Annotated in this window: 17 protein-coding genes, 3 tRNA genes and 1 rRNA gene; 16 read left to right on the top strand and 5 right to left on the bottom strand. The window is 72.4% G+C overall.

The window, feature by feature from the left end; genetic code table 11:
• The first annotated feature begins 231 nt into the window (after positions 1 to 231).
• Positions 232 to 1,026: a glycosyltransferase family 2 protein gene (locus BCL65_RS03465; RefSeq protein WP_106265902.1), complete on the top strand. Its 795-nt coding sequence runs from the start codon at positions 232 to 234 to the stop codon at positions 1,024 to 1,026.
• A 16-nt stretch (positions 1,027 to 1,042) separates the two neighbouring features.
• Here the strand turns inward: BCL65_RS03465 and BCL65_RS03460 are convergent, their stop codons facing one another.
• Entirely contained in the window at positions 1,043 to 5,578 is a 4,536-nt protein-coding gene (locus tag BCL65_RS03460) for a hypothetical protein (RefSeq protein ID WP_125206470.1), read from the bottom strand.
• 9 nt (positions 5,579 to 5,587) lie between these two features.
• Positions 5,588 to 6,739, bottom strand: coding sequence for a diacylglycerol/lipid kinase family protein (locus BCL65_RS03455; RefSeq protein WP_106265260.1), 1,152 nt, complete (start codon positions 6,737 to 6,739; stop codon positions 5,588 to 5,590).
• 73 nt (positions 6,740 to 6,812) lie between these two features.
• On the opposite strand from BCL65_RS03455, the gene serS reads away from it, so the two are divergent.
• Positions 6,813 to 8,081, top strand: a complete 1,269-nt coding sequence (gene serS, locus BCL65_RS03450; RefSeq protein ID WP_106265258.1) for a serine--tRNA ligase — start codon at positions 6,813 to 6,815, stop codon at positions 8,079 to 8,081.
• Between the two features lie 2 nt (positions 8,082 to 8,083).
• Entirely contained in the window at positions 8,084 to 8,893 is an 810-nt protein-coding gene (locus BCL65_RS03445; RefSeq protein ID WP_106265257.1) for an HAD family hydrolase, read from the top strand.
• 15 nt (positions 8,894 to 8,908) lie between these two features.
• Here BCL65_RS03445 and map read toward each other — a convergent pair whose 3' ends face one another.
• Positions 8,909 to 9,691, bottom strand: a complete 783-nt coding sequence (gene map / locus BCL65_RS03440; protein WP_106265255.1) for a type I methionyl aminopeptidase — start codon at positions 9,689 to 9,691, stop codon at positions 8,909 to 8,911.
• A 250-nt stretch (positions 9,692 to 9,941) separates the two neighbouring features.
• Here map and BCL65_RS03435 point away from each other — a divergent pair, with 250 nt between their 5' ends.
• From BCL65_RS03435 to BCL65_RS03425, 3 genes are all read left to right on the top strand, one after another.
• Positions 9,942 to 11,336, top strand: coding sequence for an ABC transporter substrate-binding protein (locus BCL65_RS03435; protein WP_106265254.1), 1,395 nt, complete (start codon positions 9,942 to 9,944; stop codon positions 11,334 to 11,336).
• 136 nt (positions 11,337 to 11,472) lie between these two features.
• Positions 11,473 to 12,414 carry a carbohydrate ABC transporter permease gene (locus BCL65_RS03430; protein ID WP_106265900.1) on the top strand — a complete coding sequence of 314 codons (942 nt, stop codon included), beginning with the start codon at positions 11,473 to 11,475 and terminating at the stop codon, positions 12,412 to 12,414.
• The gene (locus BCL65_RS03425) at positions 12,411 to 13,364 is read left to right on the top strand and encodes a carbohydrate ABC transporter permease (protein WP_106265252.1); all 954 of its coding nucleotides are present in this window, start codon (positions 12,411 to 12,413) and stop codon (positions 13,362 to 13,364) included. The genes BCL65_RS03430 and BCL65_RS03425 overlap by 4 nt, the downstream gene beginning before the upstream one ends.
• Positions 13,365 to 13,538: 174 nt before the next feature.
• Here the strand turns inward: BCL65_RS03425 and BCL65_RS03420 are convergent, their stop codons facing one another.
• Positions 13,539 to 13,958 (bottom strand): DUF805 domain-containing protein, encoded by a 420-nt coding sequence (locus BCL65_RS03420; protein WP_106265250.1) that lies wholly within the window; start codon positions 13,956 to 13,958, stop codon positions 13,539 to 13,541.
• 235 nt (positions 13,959 to 14,193) lie between these two features.
• On the opposite strand from BCL65_RS03420, the gene BCL65_RS03415 reads away from it, so the two are divergent.
• Positions 14,194 to 15,030 carry an EamA family transporter gene (locus BCL65_RS03415; RefSeq protein ID WP_106265898.1) on the top strand — a complete coding sequence of 279 codons (837 nt, stop codon included), beginning with the start codon at positions 14,194 to 14,196 and terminating at the stop codon, positions 15,028 to 15,030.
• A gap of 4 nt (positions 15,031 to 15,034) precedes the next feature.
• Here the strand turns inward: BCL65_RS03415 and BCL65_RS03410 are convergent, their stop codons facing one another.
• Positions 15,035 to 16,012, bottom strand: a complete 978-nt coding sequence (locus tag BCL65_RS03410) for an NAD(P)H-quinone oxidoreductase (protein WP_106265248.1) — start codon at positions 16,010 to 16,012, stop codon at positions 15,035 to 15,037.
• 178 nt (positions 16,013 to 16,190) lie between these two features.
• Here BCL65_RS03410 and BCL65_RS03405 point away from each other — a divergent pair, with 178 nt between their 5' ends.
• The 9 genes from BCL65_RS03405 to BCL65_RS03365 form a co-directional block, all read left to right on the top strand.
• Positions 16,191 to 19,847 carry a sensor histidine kinase gene (locus BCL65_RS03405; RefSeq protein ID WP_165799922.1) on the top strand — a complete coding sequence of 1,219 codons (3,657 nt, stop codon included), beginning with the start codon at positions 16,191 to 16,193 and terminating at the stop codon, positions 19,845 to 19,847.
• Between the two features lie 101 nt (positions 19,848 to 19,948).
• Positions 19,949 to 20,398: a roadblock/LC7 domain-containing protein gene (locus BCL65_RS03400; protein ID WP_106265244.1), complete on the top strand. Its 450-nt coding sequence runs from the start codon at positions 19,949 to 19,951 to the stop codon at positions 20,396 to 20,398.
• An 8-nt stretch (positions 20,399 to 20,406) separates the two neighbouring features.
• Positions 20,407 to 20,823 (top strand): DUF742 domain-containing protein, encoded by a 417-nt coding sequence (locus tag BCL65_RS03395; RefSeq protein ID WP_106265242.1) that lies wholly within the window; start codon positions 20,407 to 20,409, stop codon positions 20,821 to 20,823.
• A 334-nt stretch (positions 20,824 to 21,157) separates the two neighbouring features.
• Positions 21,158 to 21,793 (top strand): GTP-binding protein, encoded by a 636-nt coding sequence (locus tag BCL65_RS03390; RefSeq protein ID WP_106265896.1) that lies wholly within the window; start codon positions 21,158 to 21,160, stop codon positions 21,791 to 21,793.
• A gap of 95 nt (positions 21,794 to 21,888) precedes the next feature.
• Positions 21,889 to 21,976 (top strand) — tRNA-Ser (locus BCL65_RS03385).
• Positions 21,977 to 22,105: 129 nt separating this feature from the next.
• Positions 22,106 to 22,197: transfer RNA gene (locus tag BCL65_RS03380), tRNA-Ser, on the top strand.
• A gap of 159 nt (positions 22,198 to 22,356) precedes the next feature.
• Positions 22,357 to 22,429, top strand: a tRNA-Arg gene (locus BCL65_RS03375).
• Positions 22,430 to 22,647: 218 nt separating this feature from the next.
• Positions 22,648 to 24,153: a sodium/proline symporter PutP gene (gene putP / locus BCL65_RS03370; RefSeq protein ID WP_106265240.1), complete on the top strand. Its 1,506-nt coding sequence runs from the start codon at positions 22,648 to 22,650 to the stop codon at positions 24,151 to 24,153.
• A 606-nt stretch (positions 24,154 to 24,759) separates the two neighbouring features.
• Positions 24,760 to 24,873, top strand: a 16S ribosomal RNA gene (locus tag BCL65_RS03365); the annotation flags it as partial.

Here is a 24,873-nt window from a genome sequence, read left to right as displayed (position 1 = left end):
CGACCGCGCCCCGAGGCGTGCAGGATCCCGCCCTACCCTGGGAGTAGGATTCTGAGGGAAGTTCTTTGCACTTCCGATCCCGGCGGGTCGCGCCGAGGATCACACCGACGATCGTGGCTGTGACGGCCGCACAGGCAGGGAGCTGTGAACGCGGACCAAGGGGGAACACGGACGAGCCGTGAGCCGGTGCCCGGCGAGACGGCGGTCAACCCGGGGGCACGCCGGCCGAGCATGCCCGTGGCCAAGACGCCCCGCCCACCCACCGCCCGGGGTGGTCGGAGCGTCCAGCGCGTGGCGGTCATCGTCCCGGCGAAGGACGAGGCCGAGCGGATCGCGGCGACCGTCCGGTCGGCCCGCGCCATCCCGCACGTCGACCTCGTGCTCGTGGTGGACGACGGCTCCGAGGACGAGACCCAGCACGTCGCCCGGGACGCGGGTGCCGTGGTGGTGCGGCACTCCCACAACCGGGGCAAGGCCGCCGCGATGGAGACCGGTGCCGCCGTCGTGGCCATGCGGGACGCCGACGGCCGGGCGCCGCGCCTGCTGCTCTTCATCGACGGCGACCTCGGCGACACGGCGGTCAACACCGCCCCGCTCGTCAGCCCGGTGCGCGAGGGCGTCGCCGACCTGGCCATCGCGCTGCTGCCCACGCAGCAGGGGGCCGGCGGCCGCGGCATCGTCGTCGGTGCGGCACGGCGTGCGATCCAGCGGCTCACCGGCTGGAGCCCCACCCAGCCGCTGTCGGGCATGCGCTGCCTGACCCGCGAGGCCTTCGAGTCCGCGACCCCGCTGGCGCACGGCTGGGGCGTCGAGACCGGGATGACGATCGACCTGCTGCGCGCCGGCTACGTCGCGGTCGAGGTGCCCTGCGACCTGCGGCACCGGCCGTCGTCGAACGACCTCGCCGGCCAGCTCCACCGCGCCGGGCAGTACCGCGACGTCATGGCGGCGGTCAGCGCGCGCCAGGTGCGACGGGTCGTCGACCGGATCGGCCGGATGGGCACCCGCCCCTCCCCGCGCGGCTGACCGACCCTCCCCGGCGTCAGCCGGCGGGGTCGGCGTCGTCGGCGCGGAGGGCCACGAGCGCGACGAGCGGCACAGCGGCGAACAGCATGAGCGACACGACGCGGATGCCGTAGTCGTTGGCCACCGCGCCGCCCACGCCGGCGATGAGCAGGGCGACGAGGACGGGCCGCAGGAGCGGCCACGCCGCCTCGGCCCGCGCGAGCCAGTCGGGGCGCCACCGCCGCGGGCCCCACAGCGCGAGGACGAGCAGCACGACGACGGCGAGCGCCAGCCAGGCGTCGAACCCTCCGGACAGCGACCGGTAGGCGTACCCGGCCTTGCGCCCGATCGTCTCCAGCCCCGTGCCGTCGATCGTCGACTGCACGAACGACCCGAGGTGCGACCTCTCGGTGGCCGGCCGCAGCCAGTCGAGGACCCCGATGGCGGCCACGAGCAGCACGCCGGCGCCACCGGCGACGAGCAGGCGCTGCCACGTGATCCGCGCGCCGACGACGGCGAGCACGACGACGACCATGACGGGCAGCAGCACGAGCCCGCCGCCGACGTCGGCACCGAGCGAGGGCAGCACGCTGACGACGAGCGCCACGAGCCCGACCACGGACGCGGCGACGCCGCCCGCCAGGCGACCGAGGCGGCGGGCGAGCACGGTGCCCAGGCCGGCGGCGCAGACGACGGCCGCCACCGCGTACACGGAGTAGGTCGGGTTCCCGAACCCGTAGAACCGCCCGCCGAGGGTCGGTGCGGCACCGAGCGGGCTGCCGCGGTGCAGGGGCGTGCCGAGCAGCGCGTCCAGCGTCAGCACCGCGAACGTGAGCGTGGCCAGGACGGTGGGGCCGGTCCACACCGGCCAGCGGGGGGCCAGGGCGGCGACGAGCGCCACGAGCGCCGTGCTCGCGCCCAGCGACAGCCAGAGGGCCAGGGTGATGTTCTCCCCGCGCCACCAGCCCCAGGTGGTCATGAGGAACGTCGCGGCGGGCAGCGAGGCGCCGACGAGCAGGGTGACGTCCAGCGCACGCGACCAGGCGCGGGCGGCCCGGGGCGCCCGTCGGCGCAGGCGCGGCAGCCAGAGCGCCACGAGGGCGAGGGCCAGGAGGGCGACGATCGCCGGGATGCCGGTGATCGTGCCGGTGGTGGTACGCAGCTCGTGGTCCCTCGCGGTGAGGGAGTCGAGCTCGCGGACGGTCGCCGTGGTGGTGCTGGGGCGGTCGTCGGCGAGGGTGAGCGGCGCGCCGGAGAAGTCGGCGGGCCGGGGCAGCCCGTAGGCGTCGACGAGCGTGACCGGTACGTCGAGCAGCCGCACGACGCCGAGCCACCGCGTCGAGGAGGTCGTCAGGTAGGCGGGCGCGGTGTCGGTGTCGGTCTGCACGACGCCGACGCCCAGCGCCGGCCGGCCGGGTGCCGGGTTGCCGACGTCGAGCACCATGACGGTGGTCTCGTCCGGCACGCCGGCCAGGACCCGGCGCACGGTGGTGTCGACGGCTCGCAGCGCGGCGACCCGCTCCTCGCCGCCGGCGGTCGCGTCGTCCGGCACCGGCCGGGACGTGCTGCTCTCGCCGGTGGGGTGGTAGGGGGCGGCGCCCGCGTCGACCATCGTCACCGGGCAGGAGAAGGCGTCGTCGGGGTCGGCGAGCGCCGCCTCGAGGGTCCGGTAGCGCTCGACGGTCCCGTCGGTGCCCGCGAGGGCGAGCGCGGCGCCGGGCTCGACGGCGGTCGCGCACGTCCCGCCGTCGGCCAGGGACTCGCCGAGCACGCCCAGCTGCGGGCGGAACTCGGACCGGGACTGCAGGGCGGCCAGGTCGTCCCAGCCGTCGACCTGCGCGGTCCCGTCGGAGCCGGGCTCCACGTCCCACGGGGTGCACGTCCACGTGCCGTCGACCGGCTCGCCGGTGACGGGGCTGCGGCCCGAGCTCAGGCCCAGCCAGCCCGCGGCGGGGCAGTCTCCCGAGGCCCCCGTGACGGCGGCCGTGACCCCGGTGGCGCTCGCGCCGTCGCGCAGCAGCCCCCACAGGGTGGGCGTCGCGGCGGGATCGACGTCGGCCCAGCTCAGCCCCTCGGTGCCGATGATGACGACGGGCTCGGCGTCGAGCACCTCGACCCCGGCACCGGAGACGTCACCGGCGCCCGCGAGGCCGCGGGCGGGCACGGCCGCGGCGCCGAGCAGCAGCGCCACGAGCAGGCCGGCGGCGACGCCGACGGCGACCGCCGGGGTGCGGGCCAGCAGCGGGCCCGACCGCGGCGCGCCCGCGCCGTCGTCGGGGTCCGCGGGCTCGGTGGGCTCGGTGCGGGTGGGGGGCGCGGCGGTCGCGTCCGCGTGCTCGAGCGGTCCGACGACGAGCAGCGGCGTGGCCACGAGCAGCACGTAGACCGCCACGACGATCCCGGAGTCGTTGAGCACGGTGCCGACGACAGCGACGGTCACCAGCGCCAGGACGGCGCGGCGCAGCAGCGGGTCGGCCCGGTAGGCGGCGGTCACGCCGCGCAGCCGCGCGCGCTCGGGGTCGAGCACCGCCCAGCCGACGACGGCGCACACGACGACGGCGAACGCCCCGGCGGGGTTCGCCACCGTGGCCCACGCCCCGGCCGCCTTGCCGGCGAGCACGTCGAACGCGTCGCCGTCGAGCACGGACTGGACGAACCCGCCGAGGTGGGTGCCGGGCCCGGGCAGCACCCAGTCCACGACGGACACGAGGGCGACCGCGCCGACCGTGACGCCCACCACCGCGAGGACGCGCCGCCAGGTCAGGCGCCACCCGGCCACGCCCGCGACGAGCACGGCGAACGCCGGCAGGAGCGCGAGGATGCCGCCGAGGTCGGCACCGAACGGGGGCAGGCCGTCGACGGCGGTGGTCGCCAGCCCGACGGCGGCCGCCACCAGGACGCGGGTGCGGCGGCGCACGCCGGCGTCACGCAGCAGCGCCGCCAGCCCGGCGGCGAGCACCAGCCCGGCGACCGAGTAGACCGCGAACACGGAGTTGGAGAAGCCGTAGAACCGGGCGCCCAGGGACGGCGCGGGGCCGAGCAGGGAGCCCTGCTGCAGCGTGGTGCCGGTCAGGCCGTCCACGGTCAGCACGAGCCAGGTGACCGCGGCGAGCGCCGTCGGCAGGCGCCAGGGACCGGGCGGGACGACGCGCCGCAGCGCCCAGGCCGCGAGCGCCGCGGCGAGCGCCAGCCCGCTGAGCGCCACGGCGAGCAGCGTCACCGGGGTGGTGCCGACCCACCAGCGGGTCAGGGTGGCCAGGGTCGCGGCCACGGGCAGCGAGGCGGCGACGGCGAGGACCGCGACCGCCAGGCGGCGCGACACGGCGCCCTGGGTGCCCCGCACGCCCTGCCGGGCCGTCGTCCCGGCGGCGCGGCGGCGTGCGACCAGCAGGCCCGCCACGACCACGACGTCGGCGAGGGCCAGGATGCCGACGAGCACCGGCGTCATGAGTGGCAGCGCCTCGGTGAGCACGCCGAGGTACTGGCGGTTCTCGACCGTCCGGCTCACGGACAGCCGCCGGTCGTCGCCGCGCTCCAAGGGCGACCCGGTGAAGGCGGAGGGCTCCTGGTCGGCGGACGCGTCGTCCTCGTCCTGCTCCGGGTGGGGCTCGCCGGGCGGCGTGGTGGCGCTGGCGGTGATCGCGTCGGCGAGGGTGGCCGAGAGGTCGGCGCTCACCACCACACCCGGCCACCGGGCCGAGGTCGAGCTCAGCCACGTGGCGGTCCCGCCGGGGGCGGTCCAGTCCGCCACGACCTGCAGGTCGGCCGGGCCGTTCGGGGTGTCGGAGATCCCCGCGACGACCAGCCGGCCGCCGTCGGGCAGCAGCGCGCCCAGGGAGCCGATGGCGCCGTCGAGGACGGTGAGGGCCTCGGTGCGTTCCGTCGCGGCGTCGGGCAGCTCGCCCAGGTCGACGACGGTGACCGGGCAGGCGGCGACGTCGTCCGCGGTGAGGTCCCCGGCACCGGTGACGTACCGGGTGACGTCCCCCGAGCCGTCCGCGAGGGCCACCGCCCCGCCCGGGCCCGCCGCCGTCGTGCACACGCCCGACGCCGCGGCGAGGTCGCCGAGGGCTCCCGGGTCCGCCGTCGGGCCCGTGGTGTCCTGGTCGACCAGACGGTTCCAGCCGGGCACCGTGACGGGGGTGGGCTCGGCGGCCGCGGGCAGCAGCGGCATGTCCGCGCAGCCGACGGCGGCGGCCTGGTCGCCGAGCGCCGCGAGCCCGCCGCCCTCGTCCTCCTCGTCGGGACCCGGCGCCGGCAGGGCGTCCTCGTCGACCGCCGCGGAGACCCGGCTGCCCGCCGACATCGAGAGCCAGGCGTCGAGCGGACAGGTGGGCGTCAGCGTGCGCACGGACACCGACGCGACCGACCCGCCGCCCACGAGCCGCCACAGGTTCGGCGTGCGCGCGGCGTCCACGTCCGACCACTGCAGGCCCGCCACGCCCGCCATCACCAGCGGCGTCTGGGTCGGCCGCTCGACGTCGTCGGCGTGCGCCGCCGTGGGCACCAGGCCCAGGAACAGGGCGGTCAGCAGCGCGGCGACGACGGTGAGGGGACGGACCAGGGAAGGCACCACGCCAGCCTATGCGGGCGCGCGCACCACCAGCGCTCCCGGCTCCACCCACGACTCCATGCAGCTGGCCCGGCCGAGCACGTCGCCGTCGACCTGCGCCTGCTCCCCGCCCTCGACGTCGATGCGGATGTGGCGGGCGCGCACGTGGTCGATGCGACCGATCCTGAGCTTCGCCTCGTTCTGCACGCCCATGCCCTGGGCGACCACCTCGCCGAAGAGCTGCGCCCAGCCGGCGAGACCGCCGCGGGTGTCGATCGCGGCGACGTCGAGGATGCCGTCGTCGATGATGGCGTCCGGCAGCAGCGTGATGCCGCCGGGCAGCCGGCCGGTGTTGCCGACCAGGATGCTGCGCAGCCGGGCAGCCACCGGGGTCTCGTCGTCGATGGTGATCTGCGCCTTCATCCGGCGACCGTGCAGGTGCCGCGCACCGGCGAGGAAGTACGCGACCCAGCCCATCTTCGCCTTGAGGTGGTCGTCGGCGTCCGCGACCATCGCGGCGTCGAAGCCCAGCCCCGCGATGACGAGGAAGATGTGTGCGTCCTGCTCGTCGCCAGGACCCTCGGGCGCCACGTCCTCCGACGTGACGGCCTCCGGGGCGACGTCGCCCGGGGCCGTGCCGTCGTCGGGCACGGGCGTGATGCGGGCGCGTCCGACGTCGATCCGGCGGTCCCGCCCGCCGATGACGACCGCCATCGCCTCGCCGACGTCGGCCAGCGGGATGTCGAGGTTGCGGGCCAGCAGGTTGCCGGTGCCGGCCGGGACGATGCCCATGGGGGTGTCGGTGCCGGTGAGCCCCTCCGCGACCGCCCGCACCGTGCCGTCGCCGCCGGCGGCGACCACGACGTCCGCGCCCGCGGCCAGCGCGGCACGCGCCTGCCCGGTGCCCGGGTCGTCGACCGTCGTGTCGTAGAAGAGCGGGTCGGGCAGCGCCGCCTCCGCGCAGACCCGCCGCGCCGTGTCCACGATCCGGTCGGTGTTCTCCTTCGACGGGTTGACGACGACGGCGATCTGCGGTCCGGTCCGCGGCGGACCGGACCGGGGTGCCGCCGTCGGGCGGGACGCGGCGCGCTGCCGGGTGCGCCGCATCCCCACCACCGCCGTCGCGAGCGCGGCGACGCCGATGACGAGGGCGACGATCCCGACGGTGAGTTCCCAAGGCATGGGGGCAACATAGGACGAATCGGGGCCCCGGCGCGCGAGGTAGGGCGCGTGGCCGACCGTTAGGCTGACGGGCGTGATCGACATCCGACTCCTGCGCGACAACCCCGACGCCGTCCGCGCGAGCCAGCAGGCCCGCGGCGCGGACCTCTCCCTGGTCGACGAGGCCCTGGCCGCCGAGTCGCGACGACGGTCCTCCCTGGCGGAGTTCGAGTCGCTGCGTGCGGAGCAGAAGGCGCTGGGCAAGCAGGTCGCCCGGGCGACGGGTGACGACAAGGCGGCGCTGCTCGCCCGGACCAAGGAGCTCGCCGGCCAGGTCAAGGAGCACCAGGCCGCGGCCCACGCGGCCGAGGCCGAGCTGGACGAGCTGCTGTACCGGATCCCCAACGTGGTCGACGGCGCCCCGGCGGGCGGCGAGGAGGACTACGTCACGCTCAAGACCGTCGGCACACCGCGCGACTTCGCCGCCGAGGGCTTCACCGCGCGCGACCACCTGGACCTGGGCGAGGGCCTCGGCGCCATCGACACCGCGCGGGGCGCGAAGGTCTCCGGCTCGCGCTTCTACTTCCTCGCCGGCGTGGGGGCGCGGCTCGAGCTGGCGATCCTCAACGCGGCGATGGACCAGGCCGTGGCCGAGGGCTTCACCCCGATGATCACGCCGACGCTCGTCACGCCCGACACGATGCGCGGCACCGGGTTCCTCGGCGAGCACGCCGACGAGATCTACCGCCTGGAGCGTGACGACCTGTACCTCGTGGGCACCAGCGAGGTGGCGCTCGCCGGCTACCACGGCGACGAGATCCTCGACCTGTCGGACGGTCCGCGGCGGTACGCGGGCTGGAGCGCCTGCTACCGGCGCGAGGCGGGCTCGCACGGCAAGGACGTGCGCGGCATCATCCGCGTCCACCAGTTCCACAAGGTGGAGATGTTCAGCTACTGCCCGGTGGACGACGCCGCGGCCGAGCACCAGCGCATGCTCGCCTGGGAGGAGGCCATGCTCGCCAAGGTCGAGCTGCCCTACCGCGTCATCGACACCGCGGCGGGCGACCTGGGCACGAGCGCGGCGCGCAAGTTCGACTGCGAGGCGTGGCTGCCGTCCCAGGAGCGGTACCTCGAGCTCACCTCCACGTCGAACTGCACCACGTTCCAGGCGCGCCGGATGAACGTGCGCGAGCGCACCGACGCCGGCACCCGGACGGTCGCGACGCTCAACGGGACGCTCGGCACCACGCGGTGGATCGTGGCCATCCTGGAGAACCACCAGCAGCCCGACGGCTCGGTGCGCGTCCCCGAGGGGCTGCGCCCCTACCTGGGCGGCCTCGAGGTCCTCGAGCCGGTGCGCTGACGATGACCGGTGGTACCGCCGCGGACCGGCTGCTGGTCGCGCTCGACATCGACGGCACGCTGCTGTCCTACGACGGCGACATGACGCCCGCGGTGCGCGACGCCGTGGGCGCGGTGCGCGCGGCGGGCCACGAGGTGGTGCTCGCCTCGGGGCGGTCGCTCATCGCGATGCTTCCGGTCGCGGAGCACCTGGGCATCGACACCGGCTGGATGGTCTGCTCCAACGGTGCGGTGACGGTCCGTCTCGACCCGGCCCTGCCGGAGGGCTGGGTCGAGACGGACGTCGTGACGTTCGACCCGCAGCCGGCGCTCAGCCTGCTGCGGGACGAGCTGCCGGACGCCCGCTACGCGGTCGAGGACCTCGGCGTCGGCTTCCGGATGACCGAGCGCTTCCCCGAGGGCGAGCTCGAGGGCGTGCACGTCGTCGTGCCGCTCGAGGACCTCTGGTCCAGCGAGGTCACGCGCGTCATCGTGCGCAGCCCGGAGTCCACGTCCGAGCGGTTCCACGAGCTGGTGGAGCATCTTGGTCTCGACGACGTCACCTACGCGGTGGGCTGGAGCGCCTGGATGGACCTGGCGCCCCTGGGGGTCTCCAAGGCCACCGCGCTCGAGCAGGTCCGACGGCGCACGCACGTCCAGCCGCACCGCACGGTCGCGATGGGCGACGGGCGCAACGACGTGGAGATGCTCGAGTGGGCCGCCCGAGGTGTCGCGATGGGGCACGCGGACGACGTGGTGCGGGCGGCCGCCGACGAGGTGACCGGGTCGATCGACGAGGACGGCGCGGCCCAGCTGCTGAAGTCGCTGCTGTAGCCGCCGCCGTCGCCCTCAGTCGCGGGCGGTGAGGACGACCGGTCCGTCCTGCGTGATCGCGATGGTGTGCTCGCTGTGGGCGCCGCGCGAGCCGTCGACCGAGCGCAGCGTCCAGCCGTCGTCGTCCGTGTAGATCTCGTCCGTGGTCTCGAGGAACCAGGGCTCGATGGCGATGACGAGCCCGGGGCGCAGGGGGAAGCCGCGCCCGGCGCGGCCGTCGTTGGGCACGTGCGGGTCGCCGTGCATGGTGCGGCCCACGCCGTGCCCGCCGAAGTCGGTGTTGATCCGGTAGCCGGCCTCGCGGGCGACGGCGGCGATCGCGGCGGAGATGTCGCCGATCTTCTTCCCGGGCAGGGCGGCGGCGATGCCCGCCTCCAGCGCGACCTCGGTGGTGCGGATCAGCCGGGCGTCGGCCTCCGCGCGCTCGGTCGAGGTCGGCTCGCCGACGACGAACGACAGCGCGGAGTCGGAGACCCACCCGTCCACCGCGACGGCGAAGTCGATGCTCAGCAGGTCCCCGTCGCGCAGGTCGTAGTCGTGGGGGAGACCATGGAGCACGGCATCGTTGACGGACGTGCAGATGACCTTGCCGAAGGGGCTCGCGCCGAAGGAGGGGTGGTAGTCGATGTAGCACGACTCGGCGCCGCGCTCCTTGATGCGGCGGTGCGCGAGCTCGTCGAGCTCGAGCAGGTTGACGCCGGGCCTCGCCGCCTCGCGGACCGCCTGCAGGGTCTCCGCGACGAAGCGGCCCGCTGGCCGCATCTCCTCGATCTCCCGCGGCGTCCTCAGCTCGATCATGGTGGTCCTTCCGCTCTGGTCCGACGTGCTCGTGACATCCGACGCCCAGGGTGTCACGACGGGCGGGGAGGTCGGATCGTCACCGCATCGTAACCGTCGGGCAGCGCTCTCTCGGTTGCATGGCCTGCAAACTTGCGGTCAACTTTACAAAGGGGTCGTGAGTGCCGAAGACGGGACAAAACGGCCCAGGGAGAGTCCGACGGCGGACCTTGCCGGCGGCACGACCACACGACGTAGTGGAGGGTTGGACATGAACAGAACGACCACGGCACGACGTCGCCGGCTGGCGGCGGTCGCGACCGGTGCGAGCCTCGCACTCGTCCTGGCGGCCTGCGGCGGGGACGGGGACGACGGCGGCGGTGACGACATGGAAGAGGGCGGCGCCGGGGCGGCGGAGGACATCGACTGCGCCGCCTACGACGAGTTCGGTGACCTCGAGGGCACGTCGGTGAGCGTCTACACCTCGATCGTCGAGCCCGAGCAGACCCAGCAGGAGAACTCCTACGACGCGTTCGAGGAGTGCACCGGGGTCACGGTCGACTACGAGGGGTCGCGCGAGTTCGAGGCGCAGCTCCTGGTGCGGATCCAGGCGGGCAACACCCCGGACATCGCGTACCTGCCGCAGCCCGGCCTGCTGAACACGATCGTCAGCGACTTCCCGGACGCGATCGTGGAGCCGCCGGAGGCCACCGTGGCCAACGTCGACGAGTTCTTCAGCGAGGAGTGGAAGGAGTACGGCTCGGTCGACGGCACCTTCTACGCCGCCCCGCTCGGCGCGAACGCCAAGTCGTTCGTCTGGTACAACCCGGCGATGTTCGCCGACGCCGGGTACGAGGTCCCGGAGACCTGGACCGAGCTGATGGAGCTCACCGAGACCATCGCGTCGGAGCAGGAGGTCCTGCCGTGGTGCGCCGGGGTCGAGTCCGGGGACGCGACCGGCTGGGCCGGCACCGACTGGATCGAGGACGTCGTGCTCCGCACGGCCGGCCCCGAGGTGTACGACCAGTGGATCTCCCACGAGATCCCGTTCAACGACCCGCAGATCGTCGAGGCGTTCGACACGGCCGGGGAGATCCTCAAGAACCCGGAGTACGTCAACGCGGGTCTCGGCGGGGTCGACTCGATCGCCACGACGGCCTGGGACCAGGCCGGTGTCGGCGTGCTGGACGGCAGCTGCTGGATGTACCGCATGGCCAGCTTCTACGCCACGCAGTGGCCGGAGGGCACCGAGGTCGGTTCGGAGGGTGACGTCTACGCGTTCTACCTGCCGACCGACCAGACGGACATGCAGCCGGTGCTCGGCGGCGGGGAGTTCGTCGCGGCGTTCGACGACCGCCCGGAGGTCCAGGCGTTCCAGACCTACCTCGCCAGCGCGGACTGGGCCAACCAGAAGGCCATCGCCACGCCCGAGGGCGGCTGGTTCAGCGCCAACAACGGCCTGGACGTCAACAACCTGGCCTCGGAGTTCGACCGGGACGCCGCGGCGCTGGTCGCGGACGAGGAGACGGTCTTCCGGTTCGACGCCTCCGACCTGATGCCCGGTGAGGTGGGGGCGGGGACGTTCTGGAACGGCATCGTCGACTGGCTGACCGGTGCCTCCTCGCAGGAGGTCACCGACCAGATCGAGAGCAGCTGGCCGATGTGATCCCCCCGGTCCGGCCCGTCGGACGCCGCGCGCGTCCGACGGGCCGGGCCGGCCCTATCTTGTGCGGAGGTGAGTCGTGGACTGGTTGACGGAGTTCTTGCTCGAACCCGATACCCCGGGGCAGAAGTTCGCGGTGATGGCGGTGGCGATCCTCCTCTTCGCGGGGGTGATGAGCCTGATCCTGTTCCTGGTGGACCGGCCGCGGCGCATCCCGTCGTGGGTGGTCGCCGTCGGGTTCGTGGGGCCGGCGCTCCTGCTCATCGCGTTCGGGCTGCTGCGTCCCGGGCTGGAGACGCTCTGGAAGTCGGTCTTCAACCGCACCAGCACGGAGTTCGTGGGTGTGGACAACTACGTCCAGATGCTCACGGTCGGGACGTTCCAGAAGGTGCTGGTCGTCACGGCGGCGTGGGTCATCCTGGCGCCGTTGCTGAGCACCTTGATCGGACTGATCTACGCCGTGCTGGTGGACCGGGCACGCTTCGAGAAGGTCGCCAAGACGCTGATCTTCATCCCGATGGCGATCTCGATGGTCGGTGCCTCGATCATCTGGGGATTCGTCTACGAGTTCCGACCCGACCAGCCGGGCGTCGCGCAGATCGGTCTCCTCAACCAGGTGCTCGTCTGGCTCGGCCTGCCACCGCAGCAGTTCCTCATCGGTGAGCCGTGGAACACCGGGTTCCTCATCCTCGTGATGATCTGGATCCAGACCGGTTTCGCCATGACGGTGCTGGCGGCGGCCATCAAGGCCATCCCGGACGACATCGTCGAGGCCGCGCGGCTGGACGGGCTGCACGGGCTGGGGATGTTCCGCTACATCACCGTGCCGAGCATCCGCCCGGCGCTGGTGGTGGTGCTGACCACGATCGCCATGGCGACGCTCAAGGCCTTCGACATCGTCCGGACCATGACCGGCGGGCAGTTCGGCACCCAGGTCATCGCCAACGAGTTCTACACGCAGGCGTTCCGGCAGAACAACCAGGGACTGGCCTCTGCGCTGGCCGTGGTGCTGTTCATCCTGGTCATCCCGATCGTCGCGTACAACGTCCGCCAGATGCGCAGGTCGGAGGAGATCCGATGAGCACCACTCCCGCCGTCCCGACCTCGGTGCCCCAGACCGAGGACACCGGGCCGACCAAGCCGCGCAAGCTGAGCCGGCTCGAGAAGCGCGCGATCGCGACCAAGGGGCGCCTCACGTCACCCTGGGCCTCCCTGACCGCGGTGATCCTCGCGGTGCTCTGGACGATCCCCACCGTCGGGCTGCTCGTGACGTCCTTCCGGTCCGAGATCGACATCCGCACCAGCGGTTGGTGGACCGTCCTGCCGGGCATCTTCTCCGGAGAAGCCGAGTTCACGCTCGACAACTACGACCAGGCCCTCTACGGCAACGGCAGCAACCTGTCGGAGGTGTTCGTCAACACCTTCGTCATCACGATCCCGGCGGTGGTCATCCCGATCACGGTGGCGCTCCTGGCGGCCTACGGGTTCGCCTGGATCGACTTCCGGGGCCGCGACCTGCTGTTCGTCGGCGTCTTCGCCCTGCAGGTCGTGCCCATCCAGGTCACCCTCGTGCCGCTGCTGACCAACTACAACCAGTGGGGCATGCAGGGCTCGTTCTGGACGGTGTGGCTCTCCCACTCGATCTTCGCGCTCCCGCTCGCGATCTTCCTGCTGCACAACTTCATGAAGGACATCCCGCGGTCCCTCGTGGAGGCGGCCCGGGTCGACGGCGCGGGCCACGTGAAGATCTTCTTCCGGGTGCTCTTCCCGCTGCTGGTCCCCGCGATCGCGGCGTTCGGGATCTTCCAGTTTCTGTGGGTCTGGAACGACCTGCTCGTCGGCCTGACGTTCGCGGCACCGGAGTACCGGCCGCTGACGGTGGCGGTCGCCGAGCTGGCCGGCTCCCGCGGTGGCGACTGGCACATCCTCACGGCCGGCGCGTTCATCGCGATGGTCGTGCCGCTCGTCGTGTTCCTGCTGCTGCAGCGCTACTTCGTGCGCGGGATGCTGGCGGGGGCCGTGAAGGGGTAGAGGAATCGGTCCGGGCAGACCCGAGGCCCGCACGGTCGCGTTCACGGGCGCTGCGCGCCCTCCACTTCGGGGATGACGACCGTGCGGGCCTCTGGTCTGCCCGGACCTCCTACCTCGCGCTCACCGGCTCGCGGGTCTGAGGGGGCCTGGGCTACGCCAAGGTGACCCGGGGCGTCAGGCCGTGGGCTGGGCCGCGGAGACGGCCTTCGGGTCCGGGCCGAAGCGGTTCGGGCCGCGCGTGCCCTCGAGGATCACGAACACGAGCAGGACGATCGGGCCGACCAGCGGCACGAGGCCGATGAACCACCAGAAGCCCGAGCGGTCGGTGTCGTGCAGGCGGCGCACGGTCACCGCGAGGTTCGGCAGGACGAGCGCGAGCTGGACCAGCGCGGCGACGAAGTAGGTGGCGCCGAAGGTCGGCGTCATCGTCTCGGCGTCGATCGTGAGGCCGTTCGTGGCGCTCACGAAGATCGCCAGCACGGCGCCGACGAGGAACACGAAGAGGGCCCAGAACCAGAACTCGGACCGGCGGGCGCGGCCGGAGAAGGTGGCGTACTTGCTGAAGACGGTCTTGACGGCGGTGCCGAAGCTCATGGATGTCCCTCTGTGCGGTGGTCCGGTCGTCACGGGCGTGGCGACCGGACGCGAACCTAGGGCACGGATCACGTCCCGTCCAGGTTATCGCCGCGATTCCTTCACATCTCTCGGACGGTGGACGGCAGGCGCGGTGCGCCTCCCCGCCCCGGCGTAGGCTCCCCAGGTGCCCGACGCCACCTCTCCCGTCCCGCCCGGCCCGCCGACGTCGGTGGCCGGCGGGCCGCTGGACCGGGTGCCCGCTCCCGCGATCTTCGTGGTCTCGGGCCTGACGCTGTACCTGGGGGCGGCCGTCGCGGTCGGGCTCTTCGACACCCTCGGCGCGCCCACCGTGAGCTGGTGGCGCATCGTCCTCGCCGCCGTCGTGCTGCTCGCCTGGCGACGTCCCTGGCGCCGTCGGTGGACGCGGCACGACGTCGTCGCGGCCGCGCTCTTCGGTACCGCCCTCGCGGCGATGAACATCGTCTTCTACGTCGGGATCGACCACCTGCCGCTCGGCGTCGCCGTCGCGATCGAGTTCACCGGGCCGGTCGCGGTCGCGGCGATCACCGGGCGCGGCTGGCGTGAGCGCGGGGCCATCGTCGTCGCCGCCGCCGGCGTCGTGCTGCTCGCCGGCGTGACGTTGGAGGGCGACCTGCCGCGGGCCGACGTCGTCGTCGGGCTCGTGGCGGTCCTCGCCGCCGCCGCGTGCTGGGCCGGCTACATCGTCCTGGGCAAGCGCGTCGCCGGGGGCGGGGCCGGGATCGACGGCCTGGCGGTGGGCATGCTCGTCGGCGCGCTGGTCTTCGCCCCGTTCTTCGGCGCGTCGGTACCGACGGTCGTGCTCGACCTCCCGCTGCTCGGCTTCCTGCTCGTGGTCGCCCTGTGCTCCTCCGTCGTGCCGTACGTGCTGGACCAGGTCGTGCTGCGGCGCGTCGGCACGGCGACCTTCTCGGTGCTGCTCGCGATGCTGCCGGCGACGGCCACCGTGATCGGTGCCGTCGTCCTGCAGCAGATCCCCTCGTGGCCGGAGATCGCCGGGCTGGTCCTCGTCTCCGGCGCGATCGTCATGACGGCCGTCGGTCGCGAGTAGCGCCTCAGGGCACTAGCAGCACCTTGCCGAAGACCTGACCCGAGTCGAGCAGCGCGTGCGCGGCGTCGGCCTCGTCGAGCGGCAGGCGGGCGTGCACCACGGGCCGTACCCGGTCGTCGGCGACCATCGGCCACACGTGCTCCCCGACGGCCGCGACGACCTCGGCCTTCTCCTGCACGCTGCGCGACCGCAGCGTCGTGCCGGTCACCGTGGCGCGCTTCGCCATTAGGCGGGCGAGGTCGAGCTCGCCCGTGCGCCCCTGCTGGAGACCGATGACGACGAGCCGTCCGCCGGTGGCCATCAGGCGCACGTTGTCGCCCAGCGCCCCGCCCCCGAGCACGTCGAGCACGACGTCGGCGCCCCGGCCGTCCGTGGCCTCCCGGACCGCGGCCACGACGTCCTGGGCCCGGTGGTCGACGGCGACGCTCGCGCCGAGCTCGCGGCAGCGGGCGGCCCGCTCGGGACCGCCCGCGGTGGCGACGACCCGTGCGCCCAGGGCGGCGCCGATCTGGACGGCGACGCTGCCGACGCCGCCGGACCCGCCGTGCACCAGGAGCGTCTCGCCCCGGCTCAGGCGTCCCGTGTCCACGAGGTTGGTCCAGGCGGTGCAGACGGCCTCGGGCAGGGCGGCGGCATCGACGAGATCGACACCGTCGGGCACCGGCAGCGTCTGCCCCGCGGGCACGACGACCTGCTCGGCGTAACCGCCCCCGGCCAGCAGCGCGACCACCTGGTCACCGACACGCCGGGACGACACGCCCGCTCCGAGGCGGCGGACCGTACCCGATATCTCGAGACCCGGCCACTCGGGAGCACCGGGCGGCGGAGGGTAGAGTCCGGCGCGTTGTAGCAGGTCAGCGCGGTTGACGCCACTCGAGGCGACGTCGATCAGTACCTCTCCGGTGTCCGGTTCGGGTAGGTTGACGTCAGTTGTGGTGAGTTTCCCTGCGGGGCGTTCGCCCGATATCGTGACGGCTCGCACACACAGGGAGGCTACTCGCGCGCGGCGTCGAGTGACCAGAGGAGCCCCCTCAGGTGCGATGAACACCGGAGACAGCGAAGGCGGGACGCCTCTCGACGCTCCGAACGATCAGTGATGGAGAGAGGTCCCCATGCTCCGCAGGTTGGGCGTTCGCGGGAAGATCCTTGCGACACTCGCCGTGCCGATCTTCGTCCTACTTCTGGCCGCCACGTACATCTCGTGGGGCGCGCTGCAGGACATGATCCAGTCCAGCCAGACGTCGAGCCTGGTGGACAGCCTCGAGCTGCAGGACCGCGCCGGTACCGCGATGGCCGCGGAGCGTGCGCTGTCCGTGGCCGCGCTGAACGACGTCGAGGGCGCGATGGACCGTCTCGTCGAGGCCCAGGAGCAGACGGACGAGGCGGTCGACGCGCGCAACGACGCGCTGGCGGCGCTCGACACCGACCTCCTGAGCACCAACGTCCGCGACGCCATCAACGCGACCCTGGAGGACCGGCGCGCGGTCGACGACCTGCAGACCGACGTGATCGCCGGCCAGATCACGCCCGCCTCCGCCACCGCGCAGTACGGCGAGCTCATCGAGCGGGCGCTGAACATCCCCCGGGCGCTCTCCGCCGCCTCGACCGACTCGGCCCTCGCCGAGCGCCTGAACGCCTACGTCGCGATGGACGAGGCGATGCTGGCGAACACCTACGAGCGGCCGATCGTGGCGCTCGGGCTCGCCGAGGCCGCACGCGCCGCCGCGGCCGGCCCCAACGAGACGCCCAACGGCGACCTCATGAGCCAGATGGTCACCGCGCTGAACACCACCGACGAGCTGCGCGCCGCCGCGCAGGACCGCGTCGACCGGCTGGGCCTCGGCATCCAGCTCCCGGCGTACTCCGACGAGCTGGACGCGCTGCGCTTCCAGCTGCAGTTCCTCGACTTCTCCCGGATCAACCAGCGGGACGCGGCGGCCTGGTCCGAGCTCTCGCAGTCCTGGATCGACCAGATGCAGCCGGTGCGCGACGAGGTCCGCGCCGAGACGGTGACCTACGCGCAGGACGTCTCCGACGCCGCCCGCAACCAGGCGATCGGTACGCTGGTCGCCACGTTCGGCATCGTGCTGCTGTCGCTCGTCATCGCACTGGTCATCGCCCGCCGGATCGTCTCGCCGCTGCGGCGCCTGACCGTCGCCACGGCGGACGTCCGCGAGCGCCTGCCGCAGATGGTCGAGCAGATGGCGGTGCCGGGCCAGTCGCCCGACATCGACCTGGTGCAGATCCCGGTCGAGTCCGACGACGAGATCGGCCGCCTGGCCCACGCGTTCAACCAGGTGAACGAGACCACGATGGAGGTCGCCCGGGAGCAGGCGGCGCTCCGTGGCTCGATCGCCGAGATGTTCGTCAACGTCGCGCGCCGCGACCAGGTGCTGCTCAACCGCCAGCTCGCGTTCCTCGACGAGCTCGAGCGGTCGGAGGAGGACGCGAGCACGCTGTCGAACCTCTTCCGGCTCGACCACCTCGCCACCCGGATGCGCCGCAACGCCGAGTCGCTGCTGGTCCTCGCCGGCATCGACTCCGGCCGTCGCGTCCGCAACCCGATGCCCGTCTCCGACGTGATCCGGACCGCGTCGTCCGAGATCGAGCTCTACGACCGGGTGCGGCTCAGCCTGCACACCGACCCGCAGATGCTCGGTCACAACGCCCTCAACGCGGCGCACCTCATCGCCGAGCTGCTCGAGAACGCCACCATGTTCTCCGAGCCGCACACGCCGGTCGAGGTGTCCACCGCCCGCGACGAGCGGGGTGTCGTCGTGACCGTCCGCGACCACGGCCTGGGCATGTCGGCCGAGGAGATCGCGGAAGCCAACCACAAGGTCGCCTCGACCACCGCCTCCGACGCGGTGGGCGCCCAGCGCCTCGGCCTCTTCGTCGTCGGCCGGCTCGCCGTCCGCCTGCGCGCCGTGGTCGAGTTCAGCGCCGGCCAGGGCGGCAAGGGCACCACGGTCACGATCGCGTTCCCGTCGGAGCTCTTCCTCGCCGACGACGCGGTACCCCTGCCGCAGCCGACGGACCCGCTCGAGACCACCACGCAGCAGGCGGTGGCCCAGATCGGTCAGGAACCGGCTCAGACCGGCCTGACCACCGCGGTGCCGGCCACCGTGCCCGCCGACCCCCGGACGGCCTCGAGCCCCTCCGCCCCGGCGCCCGTCGCCGCGCAGGCGCCGGAGAGCCGGTACGCCGAGGAGGGCACGATCGACCGCCGACCGACGTCGGCGATGCCGATGCCGGCCGCCCGGCCGCAGCCGGTCGACCACCGGCAGTCCGTCCAGTCGTCCTTCGGGATGCCGCAGCCCGAGCCGCCGACGGCTCAGCCGGTCGACCTGGACGCGCTCACGGACGGGACCACGTCCACCGGCATGCCGCGTCGCCGTCGGGGTGACGAGGGGCTGCCGACCGAGTCGATCGTCCTGCCGCCCCTGGCCACGCCGCACATGGACGAGTCCGCCGCGGAGCAGACCGAGGACGCCTCGTGGTCGCCGCCGAGCGAGGTGGCGACGTCGGGCAGCTCGTTGCCGAGCCGTCAGCGTCCCTCCGAGGGTGCGCAGGAGCCGAGCGCCCACTCGGGAGCGATGCCGCTGCTGCCCCAGGACGAGCCGCCGGCCGCGCCGATCGAGCCCGAGCAGCGCACGGGACTCTTCTCGAGCTTCCGCTCGATGGAGCGGCTCGAGGAGGGCGCCGGTGACGGCACTCTCCAGCTCGACGCCGTGACCGACGACCCGGCGGACGTGCCGGTGGCCTTCAGCCCGGTCGCCGAGGAACCCGAGCCCGCCCGGTCGCCGTCCGTGGCGGCCCCTGCTCCGGCGACCGCACCGGCCCCGAGCGCGCCCGTCCAGAGCGAGCCGACCCGGAGCGAGCCGGTTGCTGCCGAGCGTGGCCGGGACGAGACGGCGGAGTCGGAGGACTCCGGTTTCATCTCCCTGCCGGCGTTCGAGGACCTGATGTCCGACCTGCCGAACCGGCGTGGCGAGGCGGCACCGGCCCAGGGGTCGCGGAAGCGTGGGCTCTTCGGTCGCAAGCCCGCCGTGGCGGAGACCGCGGCCGCGGCGGCCGACTCGGTCACCAACGGTTCACCGGCGGAGCCGGTCGGCTCGGCGCGCGGCGTCGACCCCCTGACCTCGCCGACGCTCGCCGTGAGCGCGGACTCCGCGGGCTCCGCGCCCGACCGCTCTGCGCTGCAGCCCGTCCAGGAGGCGCCGCGTCCCGACAGCGGGTGGCCGCAGGCGCCGCGCGCGGCGGAGCCGCAGCCGTTCGCCCCGGAGCGACCGGCGCCGGTGGCCTACCAGCCGCCGGTCGTCGAGGACGTCCCGCTCCCCACGCCGCGCCCGGCCGAGCCGGCGCCGGCCGAGGAACCCGCCGCACCGGCCTTCGCGGCGTCGGCGGACGAGGGCCGGCCGGTGGCCAGGTCCTACGGCGAGTCCGTGCTCCCGCTGCGTGCTACCGGGGACGCCAAGGCGGACCCGCTCGATCCCCACTACGTGCCCGACACCGTCGAGGCACGCTCCGAGTGGATGGCCTCGGCCGTCCTGTACGAGGAGATGTCCACGCTCATGCAGCGCGGCGTCTTCCAGGAAGAGAACGTGACGACCAGCAACGAGGAGCAGACGTACCGACCCACCGCGGTGGCACCGGTGGCCGCGAACGGCCTGGCCCGCCGGAGCAGGAACGCCGAGCAGCCCGCGTCCGCGGACCGGTTCTCGGCCCGCATCGAACGTGATCCGGAGCAGCTGCGCGCGCGGCTGTCGGCCTTCCAGTCGGCGACCGCCCGTGGACGTTCCGAGGCAACCGGGTGACGGGGCCTCGACGGATGACCCCCTGACCGTGAATGATGTCCCTGGATCGTCTCCGCAGCAGCGGTGACCTGCGCACTCAGCGCACCTGACGAGGAGGAAGCGTGACCCTCAGTACTGAAGCGACCAATTTCGGGTGGCTTCTCGACAACTTCGTCCGGACCGTCCCGGGCAGCCGCCACACCCTGGTGGTCTCTGCGGACGGTCTGCTCATGGCGATGTCGGACCACCTCGACCGGACCAGCGGCGACCAGCTCGCCGCGATCGTGTCGGGGATGTCGAGCCTGACCCGTGGCGCCTCGCGCCAGCTCAGTGGTGGCAACGTCCGCCAGGCCATCATCGAGATGGACAACGGCTACCTCTTCCTGATGAACGTCTCGAACGGTTCGGTCCTCGCCGTCGTGGCCGAGGCGAACTGCGACATCGGCCTCATCGGCTACGAGATGGCGCTGCTGGTGTCCCGTACCGAGGCCACCCTCACGCCCCAGCTCATCTCCGAGATGCGGGGCAGCCTTCCCGTCGACGGCACGACGCGCTCAGCGCAGGTTGGATGAGATAGAGGATGACGCACGCACCGTTCGGTTCCCTGGGTACGCACTCCGCAGACGGCTACGAGGCTTCCACGGTGCGTCCCTACGCGGTCACGGGTGGCCGCGTCCGGTCCTCCCTGTCCGACCTGCCGCTCGAGGCGTTGGTCGAGGTCATGCCCGGGGCGGTCAGCAGCTTCGGGCTCACTCCTGAGAAGCGCGCGATCCTGCAGCACGCGGCACACACGTACGTGTCGATCGCCGAGCTCTCGGCCCTTCTGAAGCTCCCCCTGGGGGTGGTCCGCATCCTCGTGGCGGACATGCAGGAGGAGGGCCACATCACCGTGCACACCTCGGCCCCGGTGAACGTCCACACGGGCCACGGCAGCAACCACTCGGGGCTTTCCCTGAGCGTCTTGGAGAGTGTTCTCAATGGCATTTCCACCCTCTGACAGCGCGGCGCCCGGGGGCTCCGGCAGTCTGGCGCCCACGTGGGCGCCGGTCTCGCCGCCGGCGGGCGGGCTGAACGCGACCACCGCCGGCGCGCCGTCACCCTTCGGCGGCGCCCGGACCAGCTCACCGGTGCGCCAGAGCGTGCTCGGTGGATCGACGCGCGCCGAGGCGGGTGCACCCCAGGAGAAGCAGCAGATGTCGAACGCCCCGCAGGCCCCCACGCAGTCGGCTCCCGAGCAGCAGGCGAACGGTGGGTCGCCCGTGGCCACCGCCCCTCAGGGGACGGTCAGCCAGCAGGCTGCCCCGACCGGACAGCCCTCGCAGCAGCAGTCGATGCAGCAGTCGTCGGCGCAGCAGACGGCTCCCGCGGCGGGGGCCAAGCCGTCCGGAGACGCCGGCGGTGCGGCGCCGACCGTCACGAAGATCGTCGTCGCCGGTGGTTTCGCCGTGGGCAAGACGACCTTCATCGGCTCCATCTCGGACGTCGAGCCGCTCAACACCGAGGCTGCGATGACGGAGCACTCGGTCGGCGTCGACGATGCGGGCGGGGTGACGGACCGCAAGACGACCACGACGGTGGCCATGGACTTCGGGCGGGTGTCGCTGCCCGGGAACCTCTGGCTGTACCTGTTCGGGACGCCGGGTCAGGACCGCTTCCTGTTCATGTGGGACGACCTGGTGCGCGGTGCGATCGGTGCCGTCGTCCTGGTGGACACCGACCGGCTCGAGCAGTGCTTCCCGGCGATCGACTACTTCGAGCAGCGGGGCATCCCGTTCGTGGTCGGCGTCAACTGCTTCGACGGTGTGGCCAAGCACCGGCTCGAGGACGTCCGTGAGGCGCTGCAGATCCCGGCGCACGTGCCGATGCTCTACACGGACGCTCGCTCCCGCGCAGCCACGAAGCAGACCCTGATCTCGCTCGTCCAGCTCGCCATGCGTCAGCTGAGGTCCGGCGGCGCCCCGAGCTGACCGGTGCGTGCCGGGGGCGGCCGGTCGGTGGGCGTCGGCCCACGGGCCGGCCGTCGTCCGTCACGGGTCGTGGCCCCGCTAGACTGCGGGGCCTGGGAGGGCTGACAGAGCGGCCGAATGTGACGGTCTTGAAAACCGTTGTGCGGCAACCCCGCACCGGGGGTTCGAATCCCCCGCCCTCCGCCGATGCCCTTGCTGGTGGGAGCCGTGCGGTCGGCTCCCGGGCGTGTCCCGGGGCCTGGCTTTTGCTCCGTGGGCCTTCCGACCGGTAGTCTGGGCGCCGCAGCAGAGGCTGAGGCCTGCCTGTTGCGAGGAGACGTCGCATAGTCTGGTCTAGTGCGCCACCCTGCTAAGGTGGTAACGGGGCAACCCGTTCGGGGGTTCAAATCCCCCCGTCTCCGCCAGGAAGACTCCGGAGCTCAACGCCCGGGGTCTTTTCTGTGGGTGAGGACATCTGTGCACGGCCACGGTGGCGTCGGTCACGATGGCGGTTCCCGGTTTGGGGATCGGCAGTCGGCACGGTAATGTTCTCGTCGGCCGGTGCGCGAGCGCCGGGATGATCTGCGCCCGTAGCTCAACGGATAGAGCATCTGACTACGGATCAGAAGGTTGGGGGTTCGAATCCCTCCGGGCGCACGCTGAGATGACGGCTCGATCCCCGAGGGGTCGAGCCGTTTCTCATTGCTGGGCCCTGTGGGGCGGTACCGCAGCGAGGCACGTCGGCGGCAGCGATCCTGACGTCGGACGGAACTGACCTGGCCCCACCCCGCCGCGGCTGAGCGGCGGAGGGCGCGCGGCGCGACGGAGCGCCGGGTGCGAGACGCTGCACGACGTACGAGAGGGTGAACGATCGCATGAGCGATCAGACCTGGACGACGATCGCCATCGTGGCCTACCTGGCTCTGATGCTGGGGATCGGCTATGCCGCGTTCCGCAGGACGAACGACCTCGACGACTACATGCTGGGCGGCCGCCGGCTGCATCCAGGGGTCGCGGCGCTGAGCGCCGGCGCGTCGGACATGTCCGGCTGGCTGCTGATGGGGCTTCCCGGCGCCATCTATCTCTCCGGCCTCGTCGAGGCGTGGATCGCCATCGGCCTGACGATCGGTGCCTGGCTGAACTGGAAGTTCGTGGCGCCACGCCTGCGCGCCTACACGGAGGTCTCGAACAACTCCATCACGATCCCGAGCTTCTTCGAGAACAGGCTCCGAGACACCTCCCGCCTGCTGCGCATCGCCGCCGGCGCGATCGTGCTGGTGTTCTTCACCTTCTACGTCTCGTCCGGCATGGTCGCGGGCGGCACGTTCTTCGAGAGCTCGTTCGACATGAGCTACACGACCGGCCTGCTCGTGGTCGGTGGCGTCACGCTCGCCTACACGTTGTTCGGGGGATTCCTGGGGGCGACGTGGACCGACGTCGCCCAGGGGCTCCTCATGCTCCTGGCATTGGTGGCCGTGCCGATCGTGGCGATCGTCGAGATGGGCGGCTGGGACGTCGTGCGCGAGGGAATCCTCGCGGCGGACACGGCGGCTGCCGCCGACCACCTGTCGTTCGTCGCCGGCGCCTCCGCCACGGGGATCATCTCGGCCCTCGCCTGGGGTCTCGGGTACTTCGGGCAGCCGCACATCATCGTCCGGTTCATGGCGATGCGTTCGCCCGCCGACGCCACGGTGGGGCGTCGCATCGGTATCTCGTGGATGATCCTGACCGGCATCGGCGCCGTCCTGACGGGCCTGATCGGTGTCGCCTACGTCAACGTCAACGGGCTGGCGCTGGAGAACCCGGAGACGGTCTTCCTCTTCCTGGCCCAGACGCTGTTCCACCCGGTCGTCGCGGGACTCGTCCTCGCCGCGGTGCTCGCAGCGATCATGTCGACGATCTCCTCGCAGCTGATCGTCTCGTCCTCCGCGCTGGTCGAGGACCTCGTGAAGATGACGACGCGGCGCGACCTCTCCGCACGCGCGCAGGTCATGCTCGGCCGTGCCGGCGTGCTCACGGTGGCGATCGTCGCCGGTCTCATCGCGATGGACCGCACGACGACGATCCTCGACCTGGTCGGGTTCGCCTGGGCAGGGTTCGGCGCGGCGTTCGGACCGATCGTCCTGCTCAGCCTGTACTGGCGCCGGCTGACCCGGTGGGGTGCGCTCACCGGGATGGTCGGCGGTGCGGTGGTCGCCTTCGCCTGGGGCCGCAGCCCGTTGTCCGACTCGCTCTACGAGATCGTCCCCGGCTTCGTCGTGGGTCTGGTGGCCGCCGTCGTGGTGAGCCTGCTGACCGCACGGCCCGGCGCGGACGTCGAGGAGGAGTTCGTCGAGGCCCGGCGACTCGCTACGGCCCCCGCCACGCCCGCGACGGTCTGACCGGGGCGCAGCTGCTGTCGACGGCCCTGCTCCGGCCCCCACGCGGGGTCGGAGCAGGGCCGTCCTCGCTCTCGCGGGACGGTCGTCGACGACACGCCTGCGCCTACCCCCGAGGGCCGGCCCCGGGGGAGTGGCGCGCGCCACGTCCTGCCGCGTTGACGGCGGGGCGGAGACGTCTGTAATGTTCTCTGAGTCAGCCCGACGGGCCGACGGACACTGAGGAGACAGCCCACGGGCTGGGTACCGGTGGCCGGGCCGGAGCTGAAAACCACATCCTTCTGGATCGGAACGTCATGCGCGCTCTGATAGAGTGGGGCGGGTTCGGAATCACCGAAATAGCACGAATCAGAGATTCGAGCGATTTGCACGGGGATATCGGAACTGCTAAGTTAGAGGGGTTGCCCCGGACGGGGTCGGGACGGTGTTCCGGTCGTGGATGGTGTGCGTCGGTTGTTTGAGAACTCAACAGTGTGCTTGATAGTCAATGCCAAATTTTGAACCTTTTTGGTTCCTTTGGACTGGATTGAACAGCTAGTCTGTTTGGTCTGGCCAGTATCGATAGGCGACTGGTGGCTCTCTTCGGGGGTCGTTGGTTGTTTTCTCTCTTTTACGGAGAGTTTGATCCTGGCTCAGGACGAACGCTGGCGGCGTGCTTAACACATGCAAGTCGAACGGTGAAGCCCAGCTTGCTGGGTGGATCAGTGGCGAACGGGTGAGTAA

Source organism: Isoptericola halotolerans (assembly GCF_003003075.1).
GTDB lineage: Bacteria > Actinomycetota > Actinomycetes > Actinomycetales > Cellulomonadaceae > Isoptericola > Isoptericola halotolerans_A.
This window is presented reverse-complemented; position numbering and strand designations above follow the sequence as displayed.